Consider the following 16,621-nt stretch of genomic DNA (forward strand, 5'->3'; position numbering starts at 1 on the left):
ACCCGAGGTCAGACGACCGCGCCGGTGTCCTCCCGTGCCGCGCGCCGCGCCTCAAGAGGGCTCCCGCCCTTGCCGCCGCCACCGGAGGACCGCCCGCGGTCACGACGACGCTCCCGCGCAGGGCGGCGCCGCTCCAGCGTCACCGCCGTCGGTACCGCGGTGAACACGGTGGACACCGTACCGATCACCACTCCCGCGATCAGCGCGAGCGAGAAGTCGGCGAGCGAGTCCCCGCCGAGCACGGCCAGCGCGGTGAGGATGAAGAGAGCCCCCATGCCGGTGTTGACGGTGCGCGGCAGGGTCTGGAGTACAGCCCTGTTCGCGGTGCGTTCCAGGTCCATGCGCGGGTCGCGCCGCCGCGCCTCCCGCACCCGGTCGAAGACGACGACGGTGTCATTGACCGAGTACCCGATGACGGTGAGCAGCGCGGCGAGGAAGACACTGTCCACCGGCTTGCCGAGCCAGGCGAACAGGCCCACCACCACCAGGACGTCGTGCACCATCGCGCTGACGGCCGCCGCGGCGAACGTCCACCGGAACCGCACGCTCAGATAGATGAGCTGCGCGGCGACGGCGATCCCCAGCGCGATCAACGCCTTCACCCGCAGTTCGTCGCCGAGGCTCGGGCCGATCATCTCGTCGCGCTCGACGGTGACGTCACCGCCGGGCGCCTCCAACGCGCCCTTGATGGTGTGCTGTTGGTCGTCGGTGAGTTCGCCCGTGCGTACGGAGATGTCACCGTCGCCGGACTCCTGGACCACGGCACGGGGGAAACCGGCGTCGGCCACGACGGTCCGTGCCGTGTCCACGTCCACCGTCCGGCTCGTGGAGTACTCGACGAGCCGTCCGCCCGTGAACTCCACGCCGAAGACGAGACCGCGCAGGCCGATCCCGGCGAGCGCGACCATCACGAGCAGCGCGCTGACGCCGAGCCAGCGCCTGCGGTGCCGGACGATCTGCGGGTCGCGCCGCGCCAGCCACGTACGCACCCGCCCTGTCGAGGTGATGCCCGTGATGCCGGGCCGCTCGCGCACGGATCGGCGCCGTAGCGCGAACTCGGCGAGCACGCGGGTGACGACGAGCGCCGACACCATCGACGCGACGACACCGATGGACAGGGTCACACCGAAACCCTTGACGGGGCCCGTGGCGAAGAAGAACAGCAGGCCAGCGGCGAGCAGTGTGGTGACGTTGGAGTCGATGACCGCGCTCCACGCCTTGCTGAAGCCGCGGGCGAGGGGCTTGTCGAGCGACTTCGTCCGCGCGCCGACGTACTCCTCGCGGGCCCGCTCGAAGACGAGCACGTTGGCGTCGACCGCCATGCCGATCGCCAGGACGAAACCGGCGAGCCCCGGCAGTGTGAGTGTGGCCCCCAGGGCGACGAGGGCCGCGTACGAGATGAGTCCGTACAGGGCGAGCGCGAGGGTGGCGAGGGCTCCGAGCAGCCGGTAGACGACCATGATGAACAGCGCGGTGAGCGCCAGTCCGATGAGCGCGGCCTGGGTCGACGCGGCGATGGCGTCGGCGCCGAGTGTCGCGCCGACCGTCCGCTGCTCGACGACGTCCACGGGGACCGGCAGGGCGCCGCCCTTGACCAGAGCGGCCAGGTCGCGGGCCTGTTCGTGGGAGAACCCGCCGGTGATCCGCGTGTCCCCGCCGGTGATGCCGGTGTCGCACGGCACTTCGGGGTTCATGCCGGGGGCGGAGATGACCTTGCCGTCGAGGACGATGGCCACGCGCCGCTCGGGAGCACCCTGGGGGGCGCAGGCGGCGGCGCCGGTGATGCGGGCCCAGTCGCCGCTCGCGTCCTCGCGGAAGGTGAGGCCGACGGTCCAGCCCGCCATCCCCTGCTGGTCGAAGGCGGCCTCGGCGTCCTTGACCCCGTCACCGGTCAACGCGGACGCCCCGAGCCGCAGGAAGGTGCCTTTCTGGTCGGGATCGGGAAGGGTGCGGGGCCCGTCGGCGGCGCCGCGGCCGTCGTCCTCGGGAGCCCGGTCGGTGACGCCGGAGACGGGGTGGACGGTCAACTGGGCGGTACGGCCGATCACGGCGGCCGCCTCGCGCGGGTCCTGGACTCCCGGCAGTTCGACGATGATGCGGTGGTCTCCCGAGCGGGACAGGCTCGGCTCGGACACGCCGAGCGCGTCCACGCGCTGACGCAGCACCTCGAGGGCACGGTCGGTGGCCCGGGAATCGGCCTTGATCTCGCGGTCGGGGGAGTCCTTGGTCTCCAGGACGATCTGGGTGCCGCCCCGCAGGTCGAGGCCCAGGCGGGCGGATTGGGTGAGAGCGACGGTGAGGGACGCGGCGATCACCGCGAGGGCGAACAGCGCACGCCACAAGGGCGCGCGGGACTTGGTCTGCGACATGAGACTGCTCCACGGCAGGACGAAGGGGCAGCTGCCCGACCCCCTCGCACGCGGTGCGGGGGCGGATCAGGCGCTGACGGTGGTGAGTTCGCTGCGCGGAGCACACGGCGGGGCGCGGGGCGCGGCCGTGCCGTCGGAAGGCTGAGCGGTGGAAGGGGCCTGCGCGAGTGCCTGCTCCGGACCGCCGTGGCTGCGGTGCGACGCGGACGCGGTCGCCGTGGCCGTGATCAGCCCGGGGTGCGGGAAGGGGGTCGTGTCAGGAGGCGTACCGCGGACCGCGGGCGTGCTCAGGAGGGCGGCGTGCGGGCCGGGTCGGCCCTGCGGATGCCCGCACCATGAGGCGGCGGCCGAAGATGCGTCGGGCTGCGGCGTCGGGGAGGAGAGCGACGCCGAGGGAACGAACAGCGTGACGAGCGAGAGCAGCGCCGCCGAGACGAGCGCGAGGGCCCACGAGGCGCGTGCGTCCCGGGCGGACGGGAAGGGCGAAGGAAGCGGCGCGGGGAAGGGCGTGGCGCGCTGCGGCACGGTTGCCTCCCTGCTCGTGCGGTGGACCTGGTCCCGGGTCGGAGATCGGTACGTCGGCGAGCAGGGCGTCCGGCGACGGATTGCCGGAGCGCTGCCGCCACCACCCTAAGCAACCGGCGGCAAAGACGGGAGGAGTTGTCACGCCCGGCTCCGTCAGCCGAGGTCGGGCGGCGGGCGCCGGGCCACCTCGTGCGCGTCGTCCGCGGTGACCTTCGACGGCCGCCGTGCGCGCCTGGACGACGTCTTCGGCGACGGGCTCGCCGTCCAGACCGCTGTACCGCCCACGCCCGCGCCGAGGGGCTCGGGGCCCGGATCATCCACGTACAGGAGACGGGCGACGACGGCGTCCTCGCCGACTGGCTGCGCGTCGGCCGGGCGGACGCGGTCCTGCTGCGCCCCGACCGCGTCGTCCTGGACACCATGGCGAAGGGCGGCGGCGACTTCGCCGATGCCGCCGCGTGGGCGCCACTGCTGTGCACGGCCCGCCGCCCCGGCTCCCGTCCTGTACCCGAGCTGTGACGCGATCGGCGGTGGCCTGCGGCCGGTCACCGCTAGCGTCGGACGCATGATCGTATGGCTCAACGGAACCCACGGTGCAGGCAAGACGACGACCAGTGTGCTGGTGCAGCAACTCCTGCCGGACTCAAGGGTGTTCGATGCCGAGAAGGTCGGCGAGGCGCTCATGGACATCAAGCCCGGTCTGCCCGCGCTGGGCAACTTCCAGCACTGGCCGCCGTGGCGGCCCCTCGTGGTCGAGACCGCCCGCCGCGTGCTCGACTACACCGGCGGCACCCTCGTGATGCCCATGACCGTCCTGGTCGAGGAGTACTGGCGCGAGATCAGCACGGGGCTCGCCCAACACGCCATCCCTGTACGGCACTTCGTGCTCCACGCCGATCAGGAGACCCTGCGTGGGCGCATCGAAGGGGACACGGTCCTTGGCCCCTCTACGTTCCGCCTCGATTACCTCGAACCCTACGCCGAGGCGGCCCGCACCTGGCTGCACGCCGAGGCCGAGGTCGTCGACACCACGCACCTCACACCGGACCTGGCGGCCCTGCGGATCGCGGAAGCCGTCAAGGGCTGAGCCTCCCGGGCCGGGTCCTTGGCACGACCCGGACCGGGAGGAGCGGCGGTGTCTCAGCCGCAGTGCTCGGACTTCTCCTGATCCGTCATGGGGCGGGTGTGCTGTGTCTTGGTGCTGGGCGCGTCCGGCTTGGGGCCGGTCGCGTCGAAGGGGGCGTACCAGATGTAGTGGCCGTGGAACTTGTCCTCGAAGTGCAGCTCATAGGTGCCCTTGACCTGCTGCAGCTGGGACTCGCGCGTGACCCAGCCGACCTCGCCGGGGCGGACGTCGACGTTGGTGGTGTCCGTCTCGGTGTGCGAGCTCTCCCAGGTGTGGCCGTAAGAGGTCTCGATGCTCACCTTGAACACCTCGGCGAAGCCGTACTCCGCGCTGAGCGAGACGCCGACGCTGTTGGACTCGCCGGTCGTGTCGGCCCAGGAGATGCTGGAACGCTGCAGATCCTGCGTGCAGTTGTAGGCGCTGTCGCCCACCTGATGGGCCTCGCCCATCGAATCGGTGCCGGGACCGTCGGGGTGGAAGACGCACGAGTCGGTGCCGTTGTCGCACTTGTCGAGCAACTCGCGGATGGTGGGGGCCTCTTCGTCGGCCTGCGCGGCGGGCGCGAGGGCCATGCCGCCCGCGGTGGCCATCGCCGCCAGGAGGACGGTCAGGCGAGTACGGGTGATCATGTGTGATCTCCAGTGGGGGGAAGGTGAAGCAGATGGGGGGTGTCAGCTGAACCCGATGGACTGGGTGCGGTCGTTCATCAGCTGGCCGACGTCGTCGGTGTTCTCGTCGAACGGGCCGTCGCGGTCACCGCCGAGATCGGGCTCCGGATAGAGCCAGATCGCGCAGTTGCCCCAGGGCTGGACCGAGGAGATGCGGTTCTTCCAGTCGTCGCCGAGGTCGTACTGCCAGTTCACCCAGCCGTCCTTCTCGCAGAGCGAGGGGCCGCTGATGGTGAGCGAGTCACCCGAGAAGCCGGGATCGCTGAAGAACGTTCCCTGGATGACGTCCCCGGCCGCCGCGGAGTCTCCCTCGGCCTCCTTCGCCGCGGTCTCGGACATGGCCGCGCGGAACGCGGACGAGGTGACGGCGGCCCGTGGGGAGGCCGGCGCGTCGGTGACTCGTCCGTCGGTGGCGCGGTCGATGGCTTCGTCGAACGAGTCGAAGCAGCGCTGCTCCCCGGTGGGCGCGTCCAGTACGCAGTGGCGCGCCGCCGGTTCATCCGCTCCGGCCGGCTGCGCCGACAGGGTGCAGATCAGGCCGGTGGTGACGGCGAGCGCGGCCCCTGTCGAACGGACGCGGTGCGTGGTCCGTATCGCCATACGGGTACCCCTTTCTCTCTATTGGCGTGGGCACATCACCTTCCTGTGTAGTGGCTCTGGTCCGCACCTGCGGCTGGAATTCTGAATTCCGTTGTCCGTGAAGGCGGTTGAGTGGACTCGGGCAACGCGCAAGCCCCCTTCGGGCAACAGGAAGGGGGAAACGGGCACATCAGCACTGGGCGAAGACGTACCCCTTGGCGCCCTTGGGGCTGACGTCGCGGTCGCGCAGGGTGATGGACAGGCGGGAGCCCCAGGCGTCGCAGGCGGTGCGGTAGTCGTCCCGTGTGTACTCGACGGCGAAGACCTTGTCGTCGTAGGCGTCGGCGAACTCCCCGCACTCCTTGTACGCCGCGCACTCCTCGACGACGGCGAAGTCGAACCCGATCCGGCCGCGCTCGGGAAGGAGGTCGGTGGTGTTCTTCTGGGCGATGGCCAGGCCGCGACCGTGTGCCCGGTCGGCGAGCAACTTGGCGAAGGCAGCGGCGTGTTCGGGCGTGAGGAGGTCGTCGGAGCGCTCGTAGGAGTCCAGGTTGTCGGGCTCCACGGCGTCGTAGCCCGACTTCGCGCAGCCGTCGATCCACGGCCCGACGACATCCATCAGCTCCCGGCGTTTGCCGGGCGTGGAGATGTCCAGGAGGGGCTCCTCCCAGTCGTCGTCGATCACCAGGGAACCGTCGTCGTCCTTCAGGAGCAGATCCGGGTGCTTCTTCTTCCACCAGCCGATGGCGTCGCCCGGCTGGGTCTGGAAGGCGTTGACGTAGCACACGTTGTACATGCCCTTGGCCGGCTCGGCGGAGCGGTCGCGCGAGACCGCCCGCACCTCGTCGTCAGGCGGGTAGGGGCCGCCGAGCTGGTAGTCGAAGACGGTGTCGGCCTTCGGCTGGCGCACGGCCTTCGCGCGGTCGGTGGCCGGGGTGTCGTCGCCGTCGTCGGTGCCGCAGGCGGCGGCGAGGAGGAGGACGGCGGCGCAGGCGGCCAGTCGGCCCGGCCGGGAGAGGCTTTGGGTGTGCGCGCGGTGCATGGAAGGCTTTCGTTCGGGGCGGCAGCCGGTGAAGGCCGTCCGGACATATGTCACGATGTCGATCTTACGTAGGGCCGCCGAGCCCTCGGTGACCAGGCCGACGGCCGGGTGGTGGCATCCACGGACAGGGCAGGGAAGGTCAGGTCATGTCATGTCATGCCAGGACGACGGATCGGGTGAGGTGGGCCGGCCGGTCCGGGTCACGTCCCGCGTCCTCGGCGAACCGCACGGCCAGCCGCTGGGCGAGCACCAGTTCCGCGAGCGGGTCGAGCTCGGGGGTGCGCAGGTGCGCGCCGGTGGCCTCGATCCGGGCGGCGAGGTCCGCGGGCAGCGGGGAAAGGCTCCACACGGCCCGTCCTGGACCCGCCACCGCGATGGGACCGTGGCGGTACTCCATCACCGAGTAGGACTCGGTCCAACGGGCGGCGGCCTCCCGCACCTTGAGCGCCGCCTCGTGCGCGAGCCCGGTGTGCCAGCCGTCGCCGAGGAAGGTGATCTGCTCCGCCGCCAGCAGCCGCGGATCCATCGGTGCGCTCAGGGCCGTGGTCACGTCGGTCAGTGCCTGATCGAGGTCGTGACCCAGGTGGGCCAGGAGCAGCGTCAGTTGCGTGGTCGGATAGCGGGTCTGTACGACGGACCGCTCGTCGGCGTGGTCCAGGATGATCACGTCGTCGGCGGCGCGCGCGGCGGGTGACCGGGGTACCGCCGTGAGAGCGGTGACCCGGGTGGAGGAGGGCACGGTCTCCAGGGCGGTGAGGATCTCGGTGGTGGTGCCGGAGCGGGTCAGGGCCAGGACGCGGTCGTAGGGGCGGTGCAGCCGGGCCGCGGAGGCGGGGAAGGCGTCGGTGGGGCCGTGTCCCAGGTCCTCGCGCAGGTGGGCGTAGGCCTGGGCCATGAACAGCGACGTACCGCAGCCGATCACGGCGACCCGCTCGCCCTTGGCGGGCAACGCCTGCGCGTACTCGGGGAGTTGCTTGAGCGCGTACGCCCAGCACTGCGGCTGGGTGTCGATTTCCTGACGGGTGAGCGACATGGGGGTGCTTTCTCTGTACGGGAGTGTGCGGGGTGAAGGCGCCGGATCGGCGGTGGCCGGTCAGTCGCCCAGGAGCCGGCGCAGGGACGGCTGGAGGCGGTCCCCGTGGGCGCGGACCATGGCGTCGCACAGCCGCCAGATCTGCTCCACGGGAAGGGCAGCCGCGGTGGCCGGATCGGTCATCGCCGCGTGCCGGATGTGGCGCGGCTCGTCGTCGATGGCGGCGCGGACGACCAGGTCGTTCATGCTGAGGTAGGTGCGGTTGAGCGCGGCGAGCTGCGGGGGCAGGGACCCCGCGCGGGTGGGCTGGATGCCGGACGCGTCGACGAGGCAGGGGACTTCGACCACCCCGTGGCCGGGGAGGTTGTCGATCAGGCCGTGGTTGGGGACGTTGCCGTAGACGGTGCGCGGGGTGCCGGTCACGATGCTGTGGATGATCTGAGGGGCGTACTCCATGGTGCCCTCGACGGCGAGCGGCTCACCGGCGGCCAGTGCGTCCCGGGTGTGGTGGTAGGCGGCGACGTTCTCGTCGACGATGCCGAGGTAGGCGCCGACCGGCAGCCGCAGGCGCTCGATCTCGCTGTCGTGGTGCAGGTACCAGGGGACGTACTCGGAGGAGTGCTCACTGGTCTCGGTGGGGTAGTAGCCGAGCCGCCGGTACATGTCGACGCGGACCCGGCGCCTCAACTGCGCGTCGTCGGCGATCAGTTCGTCGAGCCGGGGATAGAGGTCGCTGCCCTGGTGCTCGAACCGCAGCACCCACGCCTGATGGTTGACGCCCGCCGCCCGGTAGGTGACCTCCTCGTACGGGACGCCGACCAGCTCGGCCAGGTCGCGCATGGTCCAGTACACGGAGTGGCACAGGCCCACCACCCGGGTCAGACCGGTGGCCTGGGTGAGGTACTGGATGTTCATGGCCATGGGGTTGGTGTAGTTCAGGAGCCAGGCGTCGGGGCACAGTTCGGCGATGTCCTCGCCCAGCGCCTTCAGGAGCGGGAAGGTGCGCAGGGCGCGGAAGATGCCGCCGATGCCGAGGGTGTCGCCGATGGTCTGGCGCACCCCGTGGCGGGCGGGGACGTCGAAGTCGGTGCGGGTCGCCTCGCCCATGCCGACCTGCACGATGTTGATGACGAAGTCCGCGCCCGCGAGGGCCTCGCGGCGCTCGGCGTGGCTGGTGACGGTGGCGTGCGCGCCCAGGTGGCCCGAGATGTAGTCGGCCGCGGCCCGTGCGGTCGTCAGGCGTTCGGGGTCGATGTCGTGCAGGGCGATGTGGGCGCCCTTCAGCTCGGGGAAGGCGAAGAGGTCGGCGAGCAGGCCTTGGGTGAAGACGACGCTGCCGGCGCCGATGAAGGCGATCTTGGGGTGGGTCATGAGGCGTGAGCTCCGCTCAGGTCGGTGTGGGCGAGGGCTTCGTCCCGGGTGGGCTGGGCCCGGGTGCCGCCGTGTGCGCGCGTGGACAGGGACCCGCAGGCGACGGCGAACCGCAGTGCCTCGTGCGGGGGCCGCCCGTCGAGGAGCGCGGCGATGAACCCGGCGTCGAAACTGTCTCCGGCGCCGACGGTGTCGACGGGGGTCAAGGGAAGGCCCGGTACGGTCATCAGGGTGTGCCCGTTGTGGCACAGGGCGCCGTCGGCGCCGTTCTTGACGGCCACCAACGGGACGCGTTCGGCGAGGAGTTCGGCCGCCCGCTCAGGGCCGCCGGACGGCAGCCCTGCCAGGTGAAGGGCTTCCTGGGCGTTCGGCAACAGGATGTCGGTCTCGCCGAGTACGGCGTCGAGCACGGCCGGATCCCACTGCCCCGACGGGTCGTCCTGGGTGTCCAGGGAGGTGCTCGCGCCGTGCCATCGCGCGGTGCGGAACAGCTGCGGCAGATCGGCGGCGAGCCGGGGCTGGAGGAAGTACGAGGCGGCGTGGACGTGCCGCGCGTCGGCGAGGAGCTCCGCGGGGACGTCGTCGCCGCTGACGGCGGTCAGAGTGCCGGGGGAGGTGAGGATGGCGCGGTCATCGCCCTGGGTGAGCACGACGGTGAGCGGTGTCGGCCGCGAGGCGTCAAGACGCAGCGCCCGCGTGTCGACCCCGCGGCCGATGAGCGCGTCGCGCAGGTAGCGGCCCGCGTCGTCGTCGCCGACGCGCCCGGCGAAGGCGACCTTCAGGCCGAGGCGAGCCGCCCCGCACGCCATGATCGCGGCCGATCCGCCGATCGTGAGGGACCCGGCGTCGACGAGTTGTTCCCGCTGGCCGAAGGCGAGCGGGCCGGTCAGCGGGCCCAGGATCACGTCGGGGTTGGCATCCCCGATGACGAGGAGGTCGTACGAATGGGACATCGAGTTCCTTCGGATCGTGCAGGAGAGGGTGCGCAGAGGAGAGCGAGCAGGAGGGAGCGTGTAGCGGAGAGACGGGCAGCGAAGGTCAGCCCTTCAGGCCGCTGGAGGTGACCGAGCGGATGAAGGCCTTCTGCGCGACGAGGAATGCGAGCAGGACCGGAAGGACGGTGATCACGTTGCCCGCCATCACCGCGGACCAGCGGGTGTGGTGCTGTCCCTGGAAGGTGGTGAGACCCAGCTGCAGCGTGTACTGGGTGTCGTGGTTGATCGCGATCAGCGGCCAGGTCAGGTCGTTCCACGTGGTGAGGAAGGTCAGTACGGCGACCGTGGCGAGGGCGGGCCGGGCCAGTGGAAGCACGATCGAGCAGAGGACCCGCAGCCTCGAACACCCGTCGATCCAGGCGGCCTCCTCCAGCTCCCTGGGCAGGGAGAGGAAGAACTGCCGCAGCAGGAACACCGCGAACGGTGTGACGAGGGAGGGCACGATCAGCGCGCCCAGGGTGTCGATCAGACCCAGCTTCTTCATCACCAGAAAGGTGGGGATCATCGTCAGCTGGAAGGGCACCGCCATGGTCGCCAGCATCAGCACGAGCAGCGTGCGCGAGCCGCGAAAGCGCATGCGGGCGAACGCGTAGCCGCCGAGCGCGCCGAAGACGAGGTTCGAGGTGACCGCGACGGCGGAGACGATCGCCGAGTTCAGGAGCCAGCGCGGGAACATGGCGTTGCCCAGCACATAGCGGTAGCCGCCCAGGTCGATGCTGGATGGCCACAGGGCGGGCGGGAACCGGTTGATCTCCGCGTTGCTCATCACCGAGCTGAGGGCCAGCCAGATGAGCGGCACCGCGAAGAGCAGCGCCAGCGGTGCGAGCAGCATGTGCCAGGCACTGAAGGGCATCCGGAAGCGGCCGTGGCGCACGGCGGCGGGCTCGGACGCACGCCGTTCGGTGGCGTGGGGCGCGGTGGTGGTCGCGGTCATCAGGCGGCTGGTCATCAGGCGGCTGCTTTCGTACGAAGGGCGCGCTCACGGCCGCGGACCACGCGCAGCACGGCGGCCACGACGAACAGGGCCAGCGCGAGGACGTAGGCGGCAGCGGCTCCGTAACCGGCGGTGAAGTTCTTGAAGGCCTGTTCCCAGATGAAGTAGACGATCACCGTCGTCGAGCCGAGGGGGCCGCCCTTGGTGGTCACATAGACCAGGTCGAAGACCTGAAGGGACTGGATGGTCTGCCACAGCAGCAGGAACACGCTGACCGGCGAGAGCGCGGGCAGCGTCACGTGCCGCAGCAGGTGCCACGGCCCCGCGCCGTCCAGGCGCGCCGCCTCGATCAGCGACTGGTCGACGTCCTGAAGGGCGGCCAGGTAGATGACGGTGCACAGCCCGGTGCCGCTCCACAGGGTGATGGCGACCAGTACGAACAGCGCCTGCGAGGAGTCGGTGAGGAAGCCCTGGGGCGAGATCCCCAGGTGGTGCAGGACGGAGTTGGCCGCTCCGAAGTCGGGGTCGAGGATGAACGAGAACAGCACGCCCTGTGCGGTGGCCGAGATGACGAACGGCACGAAGAACAGGGTGCGGTACAGGCCGACGAAGCGGATCCGCCGGTTCAGGGCCAGGGCGAGCGCCAGCCCGATGACGATGCTCAAGGGCACGTACAACAGGGTGTAGAGCAGGGTGTTGCGCACGGCCTGGCTGAAGTGCGGGTCCTGGGCGAGCGCCCGGTAGTTGTCGAGTCCCACCCAACGGCTGGGCGTGACAAGGTCGTTGGCCTGGAAGGACAGCAGTAGCGACCACACGACCGGCAGGACGCTCAGGCCGAGGATGACGAGCACCGCGGGGGAGACGAACGCCCACGCGGTGGCGGTCTCGCCGCGGCGCCGGCGGCGCAGGGCGCGTCGGCCGGACGGGTCCGGCGGCAGGGTCAGGGGGCGGGGCAGTGATGGCATGACGGTGTCCTCGGCGTTCTCATCGTTTCCGTCGTCCTCAACGCGGGATCAGCAGGGCGGCGTTGGCCTCGTCGGCGCACGCACGGACCGCGTCGGCGGGGCTCTTGCGGCCGAGCAGCACGGAGACGACCGCCTGCCCGAGGGACTGGGAGATACGGGGATAGGCGGGGTGCACGGGACGGACCCGCGCCGAGGCGACGGCCTCGGTGAACACCGGGAGGCCGGGCATCTCCTCGGAGTGCTCGCGCCAGGCCGGGCGGTCCTGGCTGCGGCGGCTCAGCGGAAGACTGCCCGCCTCGACGGCCCATCTGCGGTCCGGGCCGGGCTGGTTGAGCCAGGTGACGAAGGTGCGGGCGGCTTCCGTCCGGGCCGGGCCGTTGTCGAACACCGTCCAGGTGTCGGGACCCGAGATGGTGACAGGACGGCGGCTGAAGCTGGGCATCGGCACCACGTGGTAGTCGACCTTGGCCTGCGTGATGTCCGGCAGCTGCCAGGGCCCGGTCGCCACCATGCCCATCCGGCCGGACAGGAAGACCTGGTACATCTGCTCGCTGCCCGGCTTCGGGTCGATGTAGACGCTCCTGTCGCGCGCCAGGTCCCGTACGACCTCAAGGGCGCGTACGCCCTCCTCGGCGAAGCCGATGCCGCGCCCGTCGTCGGCGATCACGTCGCCGCCCAGGTCCCACACCAGCGGCCACATCCGCCACACGGTGTCCTCGTCGCCGGTGCCGGGCCAGCCGGTGCCGAACCGTCCCTTGGAGGCATCGGTCAGGCGTCGCGCGGTGTCGGTGAACTCCTGCCAGGTCCAGCCCGCCTCGGGCAGCTCGATCCCGGCCTCGGCGAACAGCTTCTTGTTGCAGACCACGGCGAGGCAGTCCAGGACCGCGGGCACCGCCCGGACCCGGCCGTTGATCGTGACGGCCTGGCGGGCCGGCGCCCGGAAGTTGCGCCACGGCGTCGGCCCCTCGCGCACGTGCGAGGTCAGGTCGACGACCTCGGGGCTCCGGGCGACGCTGGCCAGGTCGGAGCCGAAGACGTAGGCGATGTCGGGGTAGGAGCCCGCGGCGAGCGCGGCCGTGACCTTCTGGAGCATGGCGTCGGCGAGCACACCGCCGCCCATGTCGACGTGGATGTCCGGATGGGCGCGGTGGAAGCGGGCGACCAGGCCCTTGAGGACCTTGGCGGCGGTGTCCGTCTGGCCGTGCCACAGCTGAATGGTCACCCTCCCGTCGGGGCCCACTCCGTCGGCGGCCCCGGTGCCGCAGCCCGCCAGAGCGCCCCCGCCCGCCACGACCGCCGCCGCGCCGCCCGCGCGCAGCACGCTGCGACGCGACGGTTCCGGCTTCGCTCGGGGTACTGCGGCCATCACTGCCTCCAGGGGGTCGGGTGCGCCCGTGGCGCGGGAGGGCCGTGGACGGGAGGTCGCACGGCGGGGAGGTGGAGCACGAAGCCCGATTCCGGGCGCACCGCACGGCGGCGGGGAGAGCCGCGTGGCGCGGACGCCCCGGAAAACTGCGGGCCGGCAGGTCGGGTCAGCAGGTCCGGCGGACGTAACCGCTGCTGCCCGCGGGCGACACGTCTACGTCGCGGCGCACGACGCTCAGCCGGTCGCCCCAGCCCGCGCAGGCCTTGCGCAGACCGTCGTCCGTGTACTCGATGACCAGCACGTCGTCCCCGAACGCCTCGGTGTAGTCCCCGCACTCGTCGTACGCGCCGCACTCCTCGGCGACGGCGAAGTCGAGCCCGGTCCGCTCGCGCTCACCGGCCAGCTGGGGGGTGTTCTTCTGCGCGGCGGCCAGCCCCTGCTCGTGGGCGCGCGCCGAGAGCAGCGCGACGTAGGACTTGGCCTGATCGGCCGTCAGCAGGTCCGGGAAGCGGGTGAAGGTGTCGTAGTTGTCCGGCTCGACGGCCTGGAATCCCTTGTCGGCGCAGCCGTCGATCCAGCCGCCGACCTTGGCGGCGATCCGCTCGCGCTTGCCTGCGGTGCGGATGTCGAGGACGGCCTCGCCCCAGTCGCCGTCGTACACGACGTCGCCGGAAGCGTCCCGCAGCAGCAGGTCGGCATCCCAGTCCCCCTCGGCTCCCGGCTGGACCTGGAAGGCGTTGAGGTAGCAGATGTTGTACAGGCCGGGCGCGGGGGCGGCGGCCCGGTCACGGCTGACGACCTCGACCCCGGCCGGCGGGGCGTACGCGCCGCCTATCTGGTAGTCGAACCCGGCATGAGGTGGCGGCAGTTCGGCGGCGGCCGCCCCGGCGGACGCCGTCGAGGGGGCGAGCAGGCAGGCGGCCGCGGTGGCCGTGAGGGCCGCGGACGCGGCGATGCCCCTGCGCAGAACACGATTGAGGCTCATCTCAGAGCTCCAGATGTCTCAAGGGCACGTCCCCGCCTCGGACACGACAAGGGTCCTGGCGACTTAGTCCGGGCTCATGGCCAGCCAAGGCCAACTACCGGCTGGGCGTACCTCTGCGCCGAGTGCTCGGCATCGGCGTGCCAGGGAGTTAATCGAGCAGCTTCGGTCATGTCAAGAGAAGAGACCTGATGGGCACGTGGCGTACTCGCGCAGAAACGCGCAGCAATACTGCGGGACCCTGCCCGAATCGGTGATCCAGGACTATGCTCGCTCAGTGCTGAGAAGCGACCGCCAGGCGCGGATACTTGAGCATGTCGCCGCCCAGGGCAGCGCGGACGTGCGGCAGTTGGCCGTGCTCCTCGGGGTCTCGCAGGCCACCGTGCGCCGTGACCTGGCGCAGTTGAGCGATCAGCGGCTGCTCGCGCGCACGCACGGCGGCGCGGTCCTCGGCGCCCTGAGCATCGAGGTGCCGCTCCAGCACCGGGTCGACCAGCGCTCCCCGCAGAAGCAGGCGATCGCGCAGGCCGCCGCCCAACTAGTGCCCGCGGGAGCGGTGGTCGGCCTCACCGGCGGCAGCACCACCACGGAGGTGGCCCGGCTGCTCGCCGACCGGGGCCCCGTCACGATCGTCACGAACGCCGTGAACATCGCGGCCGCACTCGTCCTGCGCCCGACCGTCACGCTGATCGTGGTCGGCGGCACCGCCCGCAGCGAGAGCTACGAACTGGTCGGCCCCATCGCCGAGAAGACCCTCGCCGACCACCACACGGACATCGCGTTCCTCGGCGTGGACGGCATCAGCGCCGTCCATGGATGCACCACGTACGACCAGTTGGAGGCGGCCACCGACCGGGCCTTCGCGGGCCACAGCAGCCGTACCGTCGTGGTCGCCGACCACACCAAGATCGGCAGGGCCACGTTCGCCAGGATCTGCCCGACGGCCGGTGTGCACACCCTGGTCACCGACGCGCGCGCGTCCCGGGGCGAACTCGATGCCATCGCCGCCGTCGGGGTGCGGGTCACGGTCGTCTGAGCCGCCGCACGAGCCGCTTCACGGCCGCCGTCAGTGCGCGATGGAGTCGATCAGCTCGCGGGCGCCCTGGCGCAGCAGCGTCACCGCCACGGACGTGCCGAGCGTCGCCGGGTCGAGCGGCCCGGCCCACTCGTGGGCGTTGAGGACCGTCTTGCCGTCCGGCGTGAAGACGCGGGCGCGCAGCGAGAGTTCGCCGCCCCGCTCGCAGCGCGCGTACCCGGCGATGGGGGAGTTGCAGTGCCCTTGCAGGACGTGCAGGAACATGCGTTCGGCGGTGGCCTCGCGCCAGGCCTGCGGGTCGCCGAGGCCCGAGACGGCGTCGATGGTCTCCGTGTCGTCCTCGCGGCACTGCAGCGCCAGGATTCCGGCGCCGATCGGCGGGCACATCGTCTCCACCGACAGGACCTCGGTGACCACGTCCATGCGGTCGATGCGCTCGAGTCCGGACACCGCGAGCAGCAGCGCGTCCGCGTCGCCCGCGGCCAGCTTCTCCATCCGGCGCCCGGCGTTCCCGCGCATCGGGACGCATTCCAACTCCGGGTGGGACGCAGCGAGTTGGGCGATGCGGCGCACGGACGAGGTGCCGATGCGGGTACCCGCGGGCAGCTCGTCCAGGGTGAGGCCGCCGGGGTGGATGAGCGCGTCGCGAATGTCGTCCCGCTTCAGGAACGCGGCGAAGGTGGTGCCCGCGGGAAGCGGCCGGTCCGCCGGCACGTCCTTGACGCAGTGCACCGCGAGGTCCGCCTCACCGGCGAGCAGCGCCGCGTCGACCTCCTTGGTGAACGCGCCCTTGCCGCCGAGCTTCGCGAGGTCTCCCATCCACCGGTCGCCGGAGGTCGTGACCGGCACGACCTCGGTGCGGATCCCGGGGTGCAGCGCGGTGAGTTCGGCGCGTACGCGCTCCACCTGGGCCAGCGCCATGGGGGAGGAACGGGAGACGATGCGGATCAGCTCAGGAGCGGACATGCGCCCCACGATAGGCGCTCGTGGCGGCAGTCCGTTAAAGGGCTCCCCGCTCCGGCCGGGGGTCCGTCGGCGGCGGAGCCCGGCGTGCGCGGCGCCCCGAGCCCTCATAGCGTGAGAACCAGCCGGTCACCGTGCCCGCCCCCGTGCAGGTCCCGGCGTCAGTCACCTGGGAGGTCCCATGTCAGCCGCCGCCGCTCACCAGCGGTCCCCGATCGTTCTCGAACGGATGGCTCCCACCCATCTGGCCGATGTCCTCGCCCTGGGGAGCGAGCTGTACGACACCTCGGTGAAGCCGTACACGTCCTGGTCGCTGTCGGCGATCGCCCGGCACCTGGACGCCGACGTCTCCTCCTGCTGGGTGGCGCTCGACGCAGACGCTCTCGCCGGGTACGTCTGCGGGTCGCTGGGATTCGACCAGCGTACGGACTGGGGGAGCCTGGAGTGGATCGCCAGCGCCCCCGCGTATCAGGGGCAGGGCGTCGCCAGCCATCTGGTGCAGGCCTGTTGTGCGACGCTGACCGCGGCCGGGGCCACCGCCGTCGTGACCGATGTCGAGTCGCGCAACACCGCGTCCGCGGCGCTGATGCGGCGCAACGGCTTCAAGGAGAGCGTGTCGGTCACCCTCTTCGTGCGCGACGCGCCCGACGCGACGGGCTGAGCGCCG

The 16,621-nt window shown here is 71.4% G+C and carries 17 protein-coding genes; 3 read left to right on the forward strand and 14 right to left on the reverse strand.

Annotated features, from left to right (window positions below):
• Positions 1-8 precede the first annotated feature (8 nt).
• The 3 genes from secD to ACFUPX_RS00300 all read right to left on the reverse strand — a co-directional run bounded on the left by secD (position 9) and on the right by ACFUPX_RS00300 (position 3,461).
• Positions 9-2,369, reverse strand: a complete 2,361-nt coding sequence (secD, locus tag ACFUPX_RS00290; RefSeq protein ID WP_383313460.1) for a protein translocase subunit SecD — start codon at positions 2,367-2,369, stop codon at positions 9-11.
• 66 nt (positions 2,370-2,435) lie between these two features.
• Positions 2,436-2,894, reverse strand: coding sequence for a hypothetical protein (locus ACFUPX_RS00295; protein ID WP_383313461.1), 459 nt, complete (start codon positions 2,892-2,894; stop codon positions 2,436-2,438).
• Between the two features lie 153 nt (positions 2,895-3,047).
• Positions 3,048-3,461 carry a hypothetical protein gene (locus ACFUPX_RS00300; protein ID WP_383313463.1) on the reverse strand — a complete coding sequence of 138 codons (414 nt, stop codon included), beginning with the start codon at positions 3,459-3,461 and terminating at the stop codon, positions 3,048-3,050.
• On the opposite strand from ACFUPX_RS00300, the gene ACFUPX_RS00305 reads away from it, so the two are divergent.
• A complete protein-coding gene (locus ACFUPX_RS00305; RefSeq protein ID WP_383313465.1) occupies positions 3,460-3,981 on the forward strand; it encodes an ATP-binding protein in 522 nt (173 codons plus the stop codon). The genes ACFUPX_RS00300 and ACFUPX_RS00305 overlap by 2 nt on opposite strands.
• A 53-nt stretch (positions 3,982-4,034) precedes the next feature.
• On the opposite strand, the gene ACFUPX_RS00310 is transcribed toward ACFUPX_RS00305, so the two are convergent.
• From ACFUPX_RS00310 to ACFUPX_RS00355, 10 genes are all read right to left on the reverse strand, one after another.
• Positions 4,035-4,649 carry a hypothetical protein gene (locus tag ACFUPX_RS00310; protein WP_383313467.1) on the reverse strand — a complete coding sequence of 205 codons (615 nt, stop codon included), beginning with the start codon at positions 4,647-4,649 and terminating at the stop codon, positions 4,035-4,037.
• 42 nt (positions 4,650-4,691) lie between these two features.
• The gene (locus ACFUPX_RS00315; RefSeq protein WP_383313469.1) at positions 4,692-5,288 is read right to left on the reverse strand and encodes a hypothetical protein; all 597 of its coding nucleotides are present in this window, start codon (positions 5,286-5,288) and stop codon (positions 4,692-4,694) included.
• 169 nt (positions 5,289-5,457) lie between these two features.
• The gene (locus ACFUPX_RS00320; RefSeq protein WP_383313895.1) at positions 5,458-6,309 is read right to left on the reverse strand and encodes an endo alpha-1,4 polygalactosaminidase; all 852 of its coding nucleotides are present in this window, start codon (positions 6,307-6,309) and stop codon (positions 5,458-5,460) included.
• Between the two features lie 154 nt (positions 6,310-6,463).
• Positions 6,464-7,342, reverse strand: a complete 879-nt coding sequence (locus ACFUPX_RS00325; protein WP_383313471.1) for an SIS domain-containing protein — start codon at positions 7,340-7,342, stop codon at positions 6,464-6,466.
• 60 nt (positions 7,343-7,402) lie between these two features.
• Positions 7,403-8,713: an alpha-glucosidase/alpha-galactosidase gene (locus ACFUPX_RS00330; RefSeq protein WP_383313473.1), complete on the reverse strand. Its 1,311-nt coding sequence runs from the start codon at positions 8,711-8,713 to the stop codon at positions 7,403-7,405.
• Positions 8,710-9,666, reverse strand: a complete 957-nt coding sequence (locus ACFUPX_RS00335) for a carbohydrate kinase family protein (RefSeq protein WP_383313475.1) — start codon at positions 9,664-9,666, stop codon at positions 8,710-8,712. Before ACFUPX_RS00335 ends, ACFUPX_RS00330 begins: the two co-directional genes overlap by 4 nt.
• 85 nt (positions 9,667-9,751) lie before the next feature.
• Positions 9,752-10,642 (reverse strand): carbohydrate ABC transporter permease, encoded by an 891-nt coding sequence (locus ACFUPX_RS00340; protein ID WP_383313898.1) that lies wholly within the window; start codon positions 10,640-10,642, stop codon positions 9,752-9,754.
• Positions 10,643-10,656: 14 nt separating this feature from the next.
• Positions 10,657-11,607: a carbohydrate ABC transporter permease gene (locus ACFUPX_RS00345; RefSeq protein WP_383313477.1), complete on the reverse strand. Its 951-nt coding sequence runs from the start codon at positions 11,605-11,607 to the stop codon at positions 10,657-10,659.
• Positions 11,608-11,644: 37 nt separating this feature from the next.
• A complete protein-coding gene (locus ACFUPX_RS00350; RefSeq protein ID WP_383313480.1) occupies positions 11,645-12,973 on the reverse strand; it encodes an ABC transporter substrate-binding protein in 1,329 nt (442 codons plus the stop codon).
• Positions 12,974-13,139: 166 nt separating this feature from the next.
• Complete coding sequence (locus tag ACFUPX_RS00355; protein ID WP_383313481.1) at positions 13,140-13,958, reverse strand: endo alpha-1,4 polygalactosaminidase; 819 nt, start codon at positions 13,956-13,958, stop codon at positions 13,140-13,142.
• A 274-nt stretch (positions 13,959-14,232) separates the two neighbouring features.
• Here ACFUPX_RS00355 and ACFUPX_RS00360 point away from each other — a divergent pair, with 274 nt between their 5' ends.
• Positions 14,233-14,991 (forward strand): DeoR/GlpR family DNA-binding transcription regulator, encoded by a 759-nt coding sequence (locus tag ACFUPX_RS00360; protein ID WP_383313483.1) that lies wholly within the window; start codon positions 14,233-14,235, stop codon positions 14,989-14,991.
• 30 nt (positions 14,992-15,021) lie between these two features.
• On the opposite strand, the gene hemC is transcribed toward ACFUPX_RS00360, so the two are convergent.
• The gene (gene hemC / locus ACFUPX_RS00365; protein ID WP_383313486.1) at positions 15,022-15,957 is read right to left on the reverse strand and encodes a hydroxymethylbilane synthase; all 936 of its coding nucleotides are present in this window, start codon (positions 15,955-15,957) and stop codon (positions 15,022-15,024) included.
• A 178-nt stretch (positions 15,958-16,135) separates the two neighbouring features.
• On the opposite strand from hemC, the gene ACFUPX_RS00370 reads away from it, so the two are divergent.
• A complete protein-coding gene (locus ACFUPX_RS00370) occupies positions 16,136-16,615 on the forward strand; it encodes a GNAT family N-acetyltransferase (protein ID WP_383313488.1) in 480 nt (159 codons plus the stop codon).
• Positions 16,616-16,621 lie beyond the last annotated feature (6 nt).

Origin of the sequence: Streptomyces sp. NPDC057302 (assembly GCF_042667685.1) — a bacterium.
GTDB lineage: Bacteria > Actinomycetota > Actinomycetes > Streptomycetales > Streptomycetaceae > Streptomyces.

Excerpts from the sequence above, each read along its gene's own strand:
- ACFUPX_RS00310 (WP_383313467.1), bottom strand. The coding sequence starts at position 4,649 with ATGATCACCCGTACTCGCCTGACCGTCCTCCTGGCGGCGATGGCCACC.
- ACFUPX_RS00355 (WP_383313481.1), bottom strand. The coding sequence starts at position 13,958 with ATGAGCCTCAATCGTGTTCTGCGCAGGGGCATCGCCGCGTCCGCGGCC.
- ACFUPX_RS00320 (WP_383313895.1), bottom strand. The coding sequence starts at position 6,309 with ATGCACCGCGCGCACACCCAAAGCCTCTCCCGGCCGGGCCGACTGGCC.
- secD (WP_383313460.1), bottom strand. The coding sequence starts at position 2,369 with ATGTCGCAGACCAAGTCCCGCGCGCCCTTGTGGCGTGCGCTGTTCGCC.
- ACFUPX_RS00325 (WP_383313471.1), bottom strand. The coding sequence starts at position 7,342 with ATGTCGCTCACCCGTCAGGAAATCGACACCCAGCCGCAGTGCTGGGCG.
- ACFUPX_RS00300 (WP_383313463.1), bottom strand. The coding sequence starts at position 3,461 with ATGCGTCCGACGCTAGCGGTGACCGGCCGCAGGCCACCGCCGATCGCG.
- hemC (WP_383313486.1), bottom strand. The coding sequence starts at position 15,957 with ATGTCCGCTCCTGAGCTGATCCGCATCGTCTCCCGTTCCTCCCCCATG.
- ACFUPX_RS00340 (WP_383313898.1), bottom strand. The coding sequence starts at position 10,642 with ATGACCGCGACCACCACCGCGCCCCACGCCACCGAACGGCGTGCGTCC.
- ACFUPX_RS00330 (WP_383313473.1), bottom strand. The coding sequence starts at position 8,713 with ATGACCCACCCCAAGATCGCCTTCATCGGCGCCGGCAGCGTCGTCTTC.
- ACFUPX_RS00350 (WP_383313480.1), bottom strand. The coding sequence starts at position 12,973 with ATGGCCGCAGTACCCCGAGCGAAGCCGGAACCGTCGCGTCGCAGCGTG.
- ACFUPX_RS00345 (WP_383313477.1), bottom strand. The coding sequence starts at position 11,607 with ATGCCATCACTGCCCCGCCCCCTGACCCTGCCGCCGGACCCGTCCGGC.
- ACFUPX_RS00315 (WP_383313469.1), bottom strand. The coding sequence starts at position 5,288 with ATGGCGATACGGACCACGCACCGCGTCCGTTCGACAGGGGCCGCGCTC.
- ACFUPX_RS00370 (WP_383313488.1), top strand. The coding sequence starts at position 16,136 with ATGTCAGCCGCCGCCGCTCACCAGCGGTCCCCGATCGTTCTCGAACGG.
- ACFUPX_RS00335 (WP_383313475.1), bottom strand. The coding sequence starts at position 9,666 with ATGTCCCATTCGTACGACCTCCTCGTCATCGGGGATGCCAACCCCGAC.
- ACFUPX_RS00305 (WP_383313465.1), top strand. The coding sequence starts at position 3,460 with ATGATCGTATGGCTCAACGGAACCCACGGTGCAGGCAAGACGACGACC.